We start from the raw sequence: 12,438 nt of genomic DNA, 5'->3' as shown, positions 1-12,438 counted from the left end.
ACCTTTAATCTAATCTTTGTTCTTCTTACGAGCTCTGGGATGAGCCTGATCATAAGCTTGTGCTAAGTGTTGAAAATCCAAATGAGTGTACACTTGAGTAGTCGAAATGTTTTCATGACCCAGCAATTCTTGAACAGCACGTAGATTTTGGCTCGATTCAAGTACGTGGGTCGCAAAGGAGTGACGCAGTTTGTGCGGGCTAATATGGCTCGCTACAGATTGCTTCTTGCCCCACTCTTCCATACGTTTTTGCACACTGCGGTGTGAGATGCGTGTTCCCAGCTTGGAAACAAACAGCGCGTCCTCTCCCGGAGAAGCCAATTCACCGCGGACTCGCAGCCACTTATCGACCCACTCTTTGGCTAAGCCCGAAAATGGCGCCTTGCGCTCTTTGTCACCTTTACCGATGACTCGGATTTCTCCTTGGCGGCTCAGCACGTCTTTGAGGTTAATACCAACCAGTTCAGCAAGACGCAAGCCAGCACCGTACATCACCTCCATCATCGCTCGATCACGAATCGACAGCGGATCGTCTTCATTCACGTCAAGCAACTGACCGACTTCATCTACATCGAGGTTTTTTGGTAACGGGCGCTGCTTACGAGGTGCAGAGACCCCTTTTGCAGGGTTTGCAGTGATTTCGCCACGTAAGACAAGAAAATCAAAGAAGCTACGCAGTGACGATAAGCGAGTCGCAATACTGCTTGCCTTCATTCCATCACGCATGCCTTTACTGGCAAGTTGTCTTACCCAAGCCGCATCGACTTGGCGCCAATCCTTTAGCCCCAGAGTGACTAAGTGTTCAGCCATGGTTTCAAGTTGTTGTTTGTAGTTTCGCTGGGTGTGTAGGCTGAGTCCCTTCTCGCTTCTGAGATATTCATAGAAGCGAGAAAGAGGCTTTTGAAGGCTATTAGGAAGAGGTGTTTTGGGCTCTAGGCTCATTATTTATCTGCCAAGGTAAGGTGTCCGCCAGATGAGACACAACAAGTGCTAAGTGGCGTAAAAAGAGCGTATCCATATGAGGTTGGAAATGCCCGCCATCTTCACTAGAAAAGGCGAGTAACCCCAATGGAGACTGCTTAGCGAGCGGTAGTACTACATAAGAGCCTAGCTCTGGAACCGGGAAATCACCAAACAAATCTTGTCTGTCAGCTTTTCTTAAGCGCCCAAGGTAGGCATCTTTGCCATTAAAGTGGTTGAGTGAAAACTTCGAGTAGCCCTCTTCGCTGAGCTGATAAAAACCCGTTTGCGAAAGGATTCGCAAATGAGCCTTCAACCCTAGGTCGAGTGCCTTTTGCTCAACCGCTTTAATCACCTGCATGAAGTCACTGCATTTCAGTACTTGCGCTTGCAGGTCCATAAACTCATAGAAGGTTTTATCGTTACTCGCCGCCAAAGACATCAAGCCAGTGATCTCTTCTTCTAGCTCTTCGATTCTCTGGCGTTGACGTTTAAGCTGAATCTCCACCAGAGAAACGGCACCCTGCTCAACGTTATTAATAGCAAGGCGATCCACCAAATCTTTTCGGTCTTGGAAAAAATCTGGGGTATCACGTAAATATTCCGCGACCACTTCTGCGGTGAGAGCGTCGGCTTCAACGTTAGACAAAACCTATCCTTTATTTTTTATGTATCTATCTGTTATATGTCGAAATCAGCAAGAAAGCTGACCATCAAACACATGCGTAGCAGGGCCTGTCATATACAGAGGTTTACCCGGGCCTTGCCAACTAATGTGTAAGTCACCGCCCGGTAGACGAACTTTCACATTTTCAGCCAGTAAGCCTTGAGTGATACCCACTGCAACAGCACCACACGCACCGCTACCACAAGCCTGAGTTTCGCCCGCTCCACGTTCGTAAACACGTAGACGAACTTCTTCACGGTTAACCACCTGCATAAAACCAGCATTGACACGCTCAGGGAAACGCTCATGTGATTCAAGCAGTGGACCCAAGGTATCCACATCGGCCGTATCGACATCATCAACGACAGTGACCACATGCGGGTTGCCCATGCTGACCGCGCCACAGAATAAAGTATGTGCATCGGTTCTTAGGATGTAGGTCTTTTCAGGTTGCTTCGCTTTAAATGGGATCTTGCTTGGTTCGAACTCAGGAATGCCCATGTTCACGGTGATCAGGTCATTCTCTTCAATCTTGAGAACCATTTTACCTTTCTTGGTGCTGACGTTGATGCTGTACTTATTCGTTAAGCCTTTCATACGAACAAAGCGTGCAAAACAACGAGCACCATTACCACACTGCTCCACTTCACTGCCATCTGCATTAAATATGCGGTAATGGAAATCAGTTTCTGGATCATAGGGAGCCTCAACCACAAGTAGCTGGTCAAAGCCCACACCAGTGTGACGATCCGCCAAACGACGGATCAAATCTGGAGAAAAGAAAATATTTTGAGTAATGCAGTCCACGACCATGAAATCATTGCCCAAACCATGCATTTTAGAAAAGTGGAAGTGCATAACGCTTTAAATTACTCCGGAAGAATGTTTTCAAGTTCCCACAAGCTCGTAAGCTCTTCACGCTGACGAACCAAATGAGTTTTGTTGCCATCAACCATCACTTCAGCCGCACGCGAACGAGTGTTGTAGTTTGAAGACATGACAAAACCATAAGCACCAGCTGAGCGAACAGCAAGTAAATCGCCCTCTTCAAGCACTAGCTCACGATCTTTACCTAGGAAGTCACCTGTCTCACAGATAGGACCAACCAAATCATAAGTCACAGCTTCACCCTGACGCGGGCTTACAGGAACGATGTCTTGCCAAGCTTGGTAAAGCGCTGGACGCATCAAATCGTTCATTGCTGCATCGATAATGGCAAAGTTCTTGTGTTCAGTTGGCTTGAGGAACTCAACTTTCGTTAATAGTACACCAGCGTTAGCAGCAATCGCTCTTCCAGGCTCGAAAATCAGCTCTAGGTCAGAATGATTGTCTAGACGCGCCAATAGTGCTTTTGCGTAATCTGACGGTTGTGGTGGTAATTCATCACGATATACCACACCCAAACCACCACCAACATCAAGGTGCTTAATGTTAATACCATCAGCACGTAGTTGGTCGATCAGAGCAAGCAAACGATCAGTCGCATCAATGAAAGGCTCGATGTCAGTTAATTGAGAACCGATGTGGCAATCAATACCATGGATAGACAAGTTCTCAAGTGTTTGTGCAAAAGCGTAAACGGCAGGCGCACGGTCGAAGGCAATACCAAATTTGTTATCACGCAGACCTGTCGAGATATAAGGGTGAGTGTTTGCATCAACGTCTGGGTTGATACGCAGTGAAATCGGCGCCTTAACACCAAGCTCACCAGCGACTTTATTCAGTCTCTCTAGCTCTGGCTCAGACTCTACGTTGAAACACTTAATGTTTAACTCAAGCGCACGTTTCATTTCAGCGGCTGTTTTGCCGACACCAGAGAACACAACTTTCGCCGGATCGCCACCTGCAGCCACAACACGCTCTAGCTCACCGCCAGAAACGATATCAAAGCCAGAACCTAATCGAGCTAGGGTATTCAATACGCCAAGGTTCGAGTTCGCCTTAACGGCATAGCATACCAAGTGTGGATGCTCACCAACCGATGAATCAAACGCATTCCAGTGGCGTTCTAATGTAGCACGAGAATATACATACAGCGGTGTACCATATTGCTCTGCTAGTTGTGAAAGTGCGACGTCCTCAGCCCAAAGCTGGCCATCTTCCTGATAGTTGAAGTAATCCAAAGTTCTTATCCCTTATAAATAACGATTTCTGCGTGTTTCACTTATTGTGATTGTTCAGTCTGCTGAACTTCATCAGGATCGTACAAAGGACCCGTTTGACCACAACCAGAAAGTCCAATAACGGACATCATAAATAGAGCAGTAATTAATTTTTTCATTTTGCATATCGTGATTATTAACTCAATGCCCCCTATAATCGCACCACACTCAGGAAAAGCAATAGGATAGAAAGGATGAACGAGACTGAATTTCATCAGCTAGTCGATATACAGATGCAAAACATCGAAGAAGCTATCGATGAATCAGAGGCAGATATTGATTACGAAGTGACGGGCAACGTGATGACGCTGGAGTTTGAGAACCGCAGCCAAATCATCATTAACCGCCAAGAACCAATGAAAGAAATCTGGTTAGCGTCTAAATCTGGTGGCTTTCACTTCAAGCTAGTTGACGACAAGTGGACATGTTCAAAGACGGGCATGGAGCTGTTTGAGATGGTTAAAGAAGAATGCGTGAAGCACGCAGGTGAAGATATCGACTGGGTCTAACCACTGATAAGCAAAACAAAAAAAGGAGTGATTCAATCACTCCTTTTTACTATCTATCTGTCTAAATCAACTAGATGTTAACTATCTTTGAGCTCCGAGAAGCTAAAGTGGCATCATTACGGTAAGGCACAACATAAGAGTTGCCCTCTTCTGGATGAACGATTTGGTAGTACTGAGGTAAGTTAAAGTTAATCAACTTTGACGACATCTTCGACTCATCTTTTACCGACGTGTAGAAAGAGTTTACGCTCGCGATCATCTCATCTTTTTCACCGCTGTACTGGTGATACACCTCAACCTGATTCGACTCGTCCAATACATAAATATTGAAACCTTTATCGGTATCTTCAAAGAAGAACTGAATTAAGCCCTCACTCGCAAAACCATCCACCACTTCTGGCAGTTGATACTCTTGCTCTTTATCGAGCATCAGCAAAGGTGAACCCTTCAACTTATTGGTTGAGATACTACGGTAGAAATCAACCGAGTTTTCCAACATCTGTACCGACACACCACGGCGTTCGAAGAACAGGCCAAACATCTTGTTGGCTAAACGAATAGCCTTAAAACGACGGCGTTTCTCTGGTTCAATCGGTTTTAATCGTAAATCGATACACTCAGCAAGCAGTTGATACACCATATTACGCATCACACCACGCAGGTTTTTGCTGTAACAAAACACATCAACCGACTCTGGCGGCAACGCATCTTGGTGCATTTTACCAAGTACCGTCTTAAGGGCATCCAGCATTGCCGTATCACCTTGGAAATGCAGCGTACGTACTTCATGCCAAGAGTTACGATAAACCAAATCGACACTGCCGACTAAGCTCTTACCTTCTTCACCAAAGCTGAAGATATCGGCATTCTTCAAATCGACCTTCAAGGCACGACCGCTTAATTCAGAAGTCGGATCGTTTTCAAAGTTGATGAACATCGCCAGCTGGCTGATCTCACACGGACTCGCCAGTGCTTGCATACTCGGACGGCGTTTACGTAAAGAGAAGGTATTACGTAGGTCGCTCACCATTTGATAGAACTTATCGATATCAATATGGGCGTCACGAACCACAGAATGCAAACGTGTCGATTCCGTAATCAAACCATTAAAGAATGACCATGCAACTAGCTTACTCAAGTACTCATGGTGCTCGAGCGAAGGCTGACCAAGAATGCGGTGCGCAATAAGCGGCTGTTTGTACAAGTACCAACCCGCTTTATTCGATTGCCCTTGGCGAACCTCTATAAAGCTCAAGTCAGGTTCATGCAGATCCGGAGAGATTTGCGGATTCAGTAGCGTCACTTTGCCCGGTAACACCTCAAACGCAGCATAAAGCTTACGTGCCAAGATACTGATATCTTGTGGGCTGATTGCCGATGTGATGTCGTTACGACGTGCAAATTGAATCAGGTTACGATAGCTCAACATCAAGGCATCAAGCAGTGCGTGGTGCACCACTTTCACCTGCTCAACCTTCCAGTTACGTCGGTTATCGAGCTCAGCAATGGTTTCCTGTCCCCAATTCCAAGACTTAGTCATCTCGGTTAGGGCTTCACGGCGCCATGCTACAGAACCGATACCTGCTTCACGCGACAACTTCTCGTGGGTCTTAAGGTAGAAACAGCGTCTCACCAAATCCAAACGAGTGTGGTCGTTAATACGCTCTAGGTAGCGAGTTACCTTTTCTAGCATCAGATAGTAGCTATCCATGCCATACAGATCCGGTTCATCCGCAAAAAAGCGACGCTTGGTATCGATACTCAAGAGTTGGGTGTTTGGGTATTCCCATGAATAGGCTTCTAGCAAGATCGCCTTTAACACCGATTTATACGGTGAGTCGATACTCTTATAGAGCTGCCACAAGTTAGAACCAAAGTACTCTTCTGCAGGAATGCGATTCAGCTTACCGAAATCAATCCACTGCGAACAATCAAGATAGCCATCCTGGCACAAGCCTTGAACATATTCGTCATAGCACTCTTCCATTTCTGGCGGAATGATTTGCCACAACAAACGTTGACCAGCCAAGCGAACCGCTGAGCGATAGAACTCATCAAGCAGTAATAAGTGCTGTGAAGAACCACAGTTATCACCGGTCATCTCTTCTGAATGGTTCGAACGGAAACGCTCTTCATCCATTAAGAAGAAGTTAGCTTCAACGCCTAAGGTTTCAGCCCAGTCGGTAATCAACAGACATTTATTGGTAAGGCTATCGCGAGCTGGGCCGTCCATATCCGGAGATACACACACCCAGATATCGAGGTCGCTTGACGTGCTTTGACCAATAGAAGAGGTACTACCCATGGTGTAAAGGCCAAGAATTGCGGGCTCCGCAGACTCGGTTAGCTTGCCACCTAAAGTAAGTTCAGTATCAGAGACAAATTGCTTTTGGAATTCATTAAGCGTGAAGCTACGAATTCCAAAAGGAACTTGTTGATCATAATAACCAGGCATCATTGGATGATTGAAGTGAAGCAATGCGGGAATAAGATTGAAAACTCGTTGACCTTGCACATTCATCAACGCCAACGCACGATCAATGCGCTGTTGATTTAGATTGTCTAATCGTTGAATCAATGTTTGAGTGTAAGCCTGCAAGGTAAGTCCTTGGTTTGAGATTAAATGCACTTCTGTTTAGTTACTGAACGAAAGCAGCAACAAAACGTGATCAATTTAACACTTTTACCCCTAATGGTAAAGCAAAGGAAGCCGCCAGACCGGCCAATTCCTTAATGACAAAAAGTTAAACTCACGGCGCCGTAGTGTCCTCTTTATTGACTATTTCTAATAATAGCCCATGTTTCAAATGAGATACCAATCACACTATTTTGGTGAACTTATGAAAATCTCTCAGCTATCAAAGCATGGAATGATCAAACAGTAAGAATTTTCGCCTCACAATGGTAGGATTAGGCTATTACAGAACCTATATCGGAAACACCATGACAAATTCAGCACCAATCCGTATCGCAACCAGAAAAAGCCCTCTTGCCCTTTGGCAGGCATACTTTGTAAGGGATGCTCTTCAAGCTGCTCACCCTGGTTTAGAGGTTGAGTTGGTAACTATGGTGACCAAAGGTGACATCATCCTAGACACTCCGCTTGCCAAAGTGGGTGGTAAAGGTCTGTTCGTAAAAGAACTTGAAGTGGCAATGCTAGAAGGTCGTGCTGACCTTGCAGTTCACTCAATGAAAGATGTACCTGTCGACTTTCCTGAAGGCCTAGGTCTAGTGACGATTTGTGAACGTGAAGATCCTCGTGACGCATTCGTATCAAACACATACAACAACATTGATGAACTACCACAGGGTGCTGTCGTAGGAACATGTAGCCTGCGTCGTCAGTGTCAGCTTCTAGAATACCGCCCTGATTTGGTCATCAAAGAGCTGCGCGGCAATGTTGGCACTCGTCTGGGTAAACTCGATGACGGCCAATACGATGCTATCGTTCTGGCAGCAGCAGGCCTTAAGCGTCTGGAACTAGAAGAGCGTATCCGTAGCTTTATCGAACCAGAGCAATCTCTACCAGCAGTAGGCCAAGGCGCTGTAGGTATCGAGTGTCGTCTTGATGATGAGCGTCTGATTAAACTTCTTGAGCCACTGAACCACCAAGACACAGCAGACCGCGTACTTTGCGAACGTGCAATGAACCTGACTCTGGAGGGTGGTTGCCAGGTGCCTATCGGTAGCTACTCACTATTAGATGGCGACAACATCTGGCTACGTGCACTTGTAGGTGAACCTGATGGTTCTAAGATGGTTCGCGGTGAGATCTCCGGCCCTCGTAAAGATGCTGAAGCACTTGGCGTTACTCTGGCTAATCAACTGCTGGATGACGGTGCGAGAGAAATCTTAACCAAGCTATACGCAGACCAAGAATAATCATGACTGTGTTGGTAACTCGTCCCGGTGTAGAGGGACAATCGCTTTGCCAACAACTAGCGGATGAAGGGGTTCAAGCGATCCATCATCCGCTTATTCGTATCATTGATAATCCAGACACAGCCAACTTAAGCGTCCGGCTCAACAACAGCGATATCATCATCGCTGTCAGCCATCATGCCGTGACCGCGGCTCAAAATATCCTTTCTAAAACTTCGTCCGTTTGGCCTACTTCGCCGCTTTATCTTGGCGTTGGTCAAAAAACTGCGCACGTTTTAAGCAAAGTCTGTAAACAAAAAGTAAACTATCCTCAAGTTAGTGATAGTGAACATCTTCTTAAACTTGCTGAACTGAGAGACGTAAATAACAAATCCATTTTGATACTACGTGGGAATGGTGGGCGAGAGCTCATTCGAGATTCTTTGCTCAACCTAGGTGCACAAGTCTCTTATTGTGAGACCTACCGTAGAGAATATATTCCAATAAACGATCACAATACCTATCAAACATGGATAAACAAAAAAACGTCCAAAGTAGTCGTCACAAGTCAGGAACAACTGGAGTATCTGTGCTCCATTACCCCTGGTGAGTATTCTGCTTGGCTTTCAACGAGACATTTGTTTGTTCCAAGCAAGCGCATAGCACAACGAGCACAACAGCTCGGCTTCTCTAACGTTACGAATACTCAAAGTGCTGCGAACCAAATATTACTGGCTGCTCTCCAGCCCTAGCTAGAAACAGGAAATAAGCATGACAAGCAAAAAAAATAATGAGCATATTGAACCTGAACAGAACCAAGATACTCAGCCAGTAGCGACCAAAGACGAAAGCGCTGAATCAAAAGAAGCTGAGTCAAAGCTTGAGGCCCCAGCACCGAATACGACTCACACTGAGCAGACTCAAGCCGACCACAAAGAACAAATTGAGAAAGCAGAAAAGCAAGGCAAGCGCGGTGTGAAATTCGGCGCTATCGCTATCGCAATTTCTATTATCTTCAGCGGTGGTATTGCCTTCCAAATGCAGCAAAAGAGTGCTGAATATTCAGATCAAATCGCAGCACTTCAAGCCCAGCTACAAAATACCCAATCTGCTGTAAATAAAGACCTGCAAGCCATCAAACAAGAGACCATCCAAGAAGCATCACATGCGGTAGAGAAAACTCAGGTTGTACAATCTCAACAACAAAAGAGCATTCAAAGCCTGCAACTAGCGGTAGCTGATGTCAAAGGTCGTCGTCCGAATGACTGGCTGCTTGCTGAAGCCGATTACCTAGTAAAACTTGCTGGCCGCAAACTATTCCTTGAGCATGATGCTGTTAGCGCAACCAAACTTATGGAAAGTGCCGATCAGCGTATCGCCGCACTCAACGATCCAAGCCTAGTATCTCTGCGCCAGTCTATGACTAACGACATCACTAAGCTTCGTACTATTCCTCTGATCGACCGCGATGGTTTGGTGCTACGTATCACAAGCCTTCAGCAACAAGTCGATAAGCTACCTCTAGCGAATGCGATTCTTCCTGAGGCTGAAATCGTCGAGAAAAAAGCCGTATCTCAAGACATTAATGACTGGCAAAGCAACCTGATGACGTCGATGAAAGACTTCTCAGAAAACTTTATCACTTTCCGTAGTCGAGATGGCGAGGTTATCCCTCTACTATCACCAGAACAGCACTTCTACCTGCGTGAAAACATCAAGGGTAAACTGGAAACTGCAATTCGTGCAGTCTACAAAGAGCAAGGTGAAGTTTATAGCGCAGCTCTAAAGACAGCTAACGAGTGGTCTAAGTCGTACCTAAACCAAGATAACAACTCAGTCATCGAATTCGAGAAGGCAATCAAGCAATTAAGCGAACAGAACATCACTGTTAAATACCCTGTGAAGCTTGAGTCTCAGAATCAGTTATCTGATGTGATTCGTGAACGTCTACGCCGTGAGGTGACGGTAATGACCTCGGAGGAGAAATAATGATTCGTTTGATTTTTCTTTTCCTTGTACTCGGTGCAGGTCTGTTTGTCGGCACTCAGTTTTCAGGTCAACAAGGTTATGTGCTGATCTCAATTGCCAACAAGACGATTGAGATGAGTGTGACAACAATGGCTATCTTTGTGATTGTCCTTTTGGCTGCACTGTTTGGCTTAGAGTACCTATTTAAGAAGCTTATTTACGCTAGCTCAACAACTTGGAACTGGTTCAGTGTTCGTAAACTTAAGCGCTCTCGCCGTTATACCAATGAAGGCATAATCAAGCTTCTTGAAGGTGACTGGAAAGGTGCTGAGAAGAAAGTGACACGTTGGGCAAATCACCACGACATGCCTCTGCTTTGTTACCTAGTGGCCTCTCAAGCAGCGCATGAGCAGGGCAATACCGCTGAACGCGATAAATACATCGAACTGGCTAGCCAACAAGACGATTCTCTATTGGCCGTTGAGCTAACTAAAGCCAAACAACAGATCAGCGAATCAAACTACGAAGCCGCTTTCGATACGCTTTCAAATCTTAAAGGTTCACACCCGAACAACACTGCAGTCCTGGGCTTACTAAAAGCGACCTACATGCAGCTTAAGTTATGGCAACCATTGCTGGAACTAACGCCTAAGCTCGCTAAGAACAAGCTCCTAACAGCAGATGAGCAGCGTGAACTAGAGCAGAAAGCACAATGTGGTTTGCTTCACGATGTGGCACAACAACAAGGCAGCGAAGGCTTAATCAGTCACTGGAACAAGCTTTCAAGAAAACAAAAGCAAAGCTCACACCTTGTCTCTTGTTTCGTAAAACAACTGATCGCACGTAAAGCCGATGCAGAAGCTTTCACAGTTATCAAAGAGAACATTGCTAAAACAGGTTCGAACGAGCTCTACATGCTACTTCCAGAGCTGAATCTTGCTGATCACCATCCAGTGGTTGTTATGCTAGAGCGCGCTATCAACAAAGATAACAATAACGCAGAAGCACACAGTGCATTAGCTCAGTTCTATCTAAGAGAACAAAAATGGGCAGAAGCGCAAAGCCATTTCGAAAAAGCACTAGCACTTCGCTCTAATGTTTCAGATTACGGATATCTATCTGATGCACTAGAGAAGCAGAACTTAACCAAAGCAGCCCACGAGGTATCTCGTAAGGCACTCGCTCTAGTTCAACCAGCTTAAATCTCGCTGTATAAATAAGAAGCCGATGCCCAGCATCGGCTTTTTTGTATCTATAAATTACCTCTCAACAAGCCCTACCTCCACAGTATCCCACCACAGAGCAAAGTCATCTAGACCAATCACATAACCAAAATCAAAGAGGGTTAAGAAATAGCACTAAAATGCAGCCCCTCACTAACGCTTAGCGAAGCATTAATGCCAATTCTAATAAGAGCATCAAAATAAGAAACACCCCCTTTAGACACGATTAGAGGAATGAAATATCCACGATAGACTACCAGTCACATCTTCCATTGTAGGGGAGATCATGTAGCGTCCAACCTCTGAACCTGTTTGTTACCAGAAACTACCAAGGTAAAGTCACTGTTGAGGTTAGGACTTTCATATCACGCTAGACTGAAGAAGTAATTGAAAATAAGTAACCTTATAAGACATTGCCAGAGCGATGAGAGTCTAAGACCTCGTGATCAGTAGCGTAATAATTAGGGGAACGGACATAACCTTTTCGGGAAGGTTTCGACCGCTGCACGTGACACTATGTTTCAGATAGAAGAAAGCCCGCTATTTCTAGCGAAGCTTCTTAATAAAAATCGTAATGACTACCTTGTAAGAGAGAGGAGAGCGTTAGTCAAAGAGCAAATTGTCGAAACCCACAAAGCACGCGACTCTACTCGTAAGACTAGACCTTCAGATAAGTTATGGAGTGTGGGGAGGGTTCTGGGTTGTGGACAAATCTTTTGCTTACTCTATCGACTGAAGAGTGACCACAGTGACTCAAATACAATAAAGCCCAAGCAGTTATACTTGGGCTTAGCATAGTGGTGGAATTGCTGAGCTGGTATTCCATCGGACTCGTACACAAACCGGACTCATTGGTAGAAGACCAAATTATCAAACCCCAGAAACGACGAAAGCCTAGTCGTAAGACTAGGCTTTCTAAAAGGTTTGATGTAGTTGAGTTGTCATTCTATCTATTTGCAAATTGATTACTGAATATACATTTTCGATAGATGTAAAAAAGCCCTGCTATTTCTAGCAGGGCTTCTCTAATAAGTGGCGGAGTGGACGGGACTCGAACCCGCGACCCCCGGCGTGACAGGCCGGTATTC

The 12,438-nt window shown here is 45.4% G+C and carries 11 protein-coding genes; 5 read left to right on the top strand and 6 right to left on the bottom strand.

Features of this window, described 5'->3' with window-relative positions:
* Positions 1-9 precede the first annotated feature (9 nt).
* The 5 genes from xerC to F0251_RS20650 are packed head-to-tail and all read right to left on the bottom strand — an operon-like array spanning position 10 to position 4,004.
* Positions 10-942 (bottom strand): tyrosine recombinase XerC, encoded by a 933-nt coding sequence (gene xerC, locus F0251_RS20670; RefSeq protein WP_061034253.1) that lies wholly within the window; start codon positions 940-942, stop codon positions 10-12.
* Positions 911-1,609, bottom strand: a complete 699-nt coding sequence (locus tag F0251_RS20665; protein WP_116869913.1) for a DUF484 family protein — start codon at positions 1,607-1,609, stop codon at positions 911-913. The genes xerC and F0251_RS20665 overlap by 32 nt, the downstream gene beginning before the upstream one ends.
* A 45-nt stretch (positions 1,610-1,654) precedes the next feature.
* Positions 1,655-2,485 (bottom strand): diaminopimelate epimerase, encoded by an 831-nt coding sequence (gene dapF, locus F0251_RS20660; protein WP_008221911.1) that lies wholly within the window; start codon positions 2,483-2,485, stop codon positions 1,655-1,657.
* An 11-nt stretch (positions 2,486-2,496) separates the two neighbouring features.
* Positions 2,497-3,750, bottom strand: a complete 1,254-nt coding sequence (gene lysA / locus F0251_RS20655; protein WP_061034255.1) for a diaminopimelate decarboxylase — start codon at positions 3,748-3,750, stop codon at positions 2,497-2,499.
* Between the two features lie 41 nt (positions 3,751-3,791).
* Positions 3,792-4,004 (bottom strand): lipoprotein, encoded by a 213-nt coding sequence (locus F0251_RS20650; RefSeq protein WP_017061011.1) that lies wholly within the window; start codon positions 4,002-4,004, stop codon positions 3,792-3,794.
* Here F0251_RS20650 and cyaY point away from each other — a divergent pair.
* Positions 3,984-4,298 (top strand): iron donor protein CyaY, encoded by a 315-nt coding sequence (gene cyaY / locus F0251_RS20645; protein WP_008221918.1) that lies wholly within the window; start codon positions 3,984-3,986, stop codon positions 4,296-4,298. The genes F0251_RS20650 and cyaY overlap by 21 nt on opposite strands.
* Before the next feature lie 70 nt (positions 4,299-4,368).
* Here cyaY and F0251_RS20640 read toward each other — a convergent pair whose 3' ends face one another.
* On the bottom strand, positions 4,369-6,897 hold the full coding sequence (locus F0251_RS20640) for a class I adenylate cyclase (protein WP_061034256.1): 2,529 nt from the start codon (positions 6,895-6,897) through the stop codon (positions 4,369-4,371).
* A gap of 344 nt (positions 6,898-7,241) precedes the next feature.
* On the opposite strand from F0251_RS20640, the gene hemC reads away from it, so the two are divergent.
* The 4 genes from hemC to F0251_RS20620 are packed head-to-tail and all read left to right on the top strand — an operon-like array spanning position 7,242 to position 11,329.
* Positions 7,242-8,180 carry a hydroxymethylbilane synthase gene (gene hemC / locus F0251_RS20635; protein ID WP_171731712.1) on the top strand — a complete coding sequence of 313 codons (939 nt, stop codon included), beginning with the start codon at positions 7,242-7,244 and terminating at the stop codon, positions 8,178-8,180.
* 2 nt (positions 8,181-8,182) lie between these two features.
* Positions 8,183-8,911, top strand: coding sequence for a uroporphyrinogen-III synthase (locus F0251_RS20630; RefSeq protein WP_061034257.1), 729 nt, complete (start codon positions 8,183-8,185; stop codon positions 8,909-8,911).
* A 19-nt stretch (positions 8,912-8,930) separates the two neighbouring features.
* Positions 8,931-10,148 (top strand): uroporphyrinogen-III C-methyltransferase, encoded by a 1,218-nt coding sequence (locus F0251_RS20625; RefSeq protein ID WP_105057918.1) that lies wholly within the window; start codon positions 8,931-8,933, stop codon positions 10,146-10,148.
* On the top strand, positions 10,148-11,329 hold the full coding sequence (locus F0251_RS20620) for a heme biosynthesis protein HemY (protein ID WP_105057919.1): 1,182 nt from the start codon (positions 10,148-10,150) through the stop codon (positions 11,327-11,329). The genes F0251_RS20625 and F0251_RS20620 overlap by 1 nt, the downstream gene beginning before the upstream one ends.
* Positions 11,330-12,438 lie beyond the last annotated feature (1,109 nt).

Origin of the sequence: Vibrio sp. 070316B (genome assembly GCF_013114115.1) — a bacterium.
Classification (GTDB): domain Bacteria; phylum Pseudomonadota; class Gammaproteobacteria; order Enterobacterales; family Vibrionaceae; genus Vibrio; species Vibrio chagasii_B.
The sequence above is the reverse complement of the archived record's forward strand: the minus strand, read 5'-3'. Positions and strand labels throughout refer to the sequence as shown.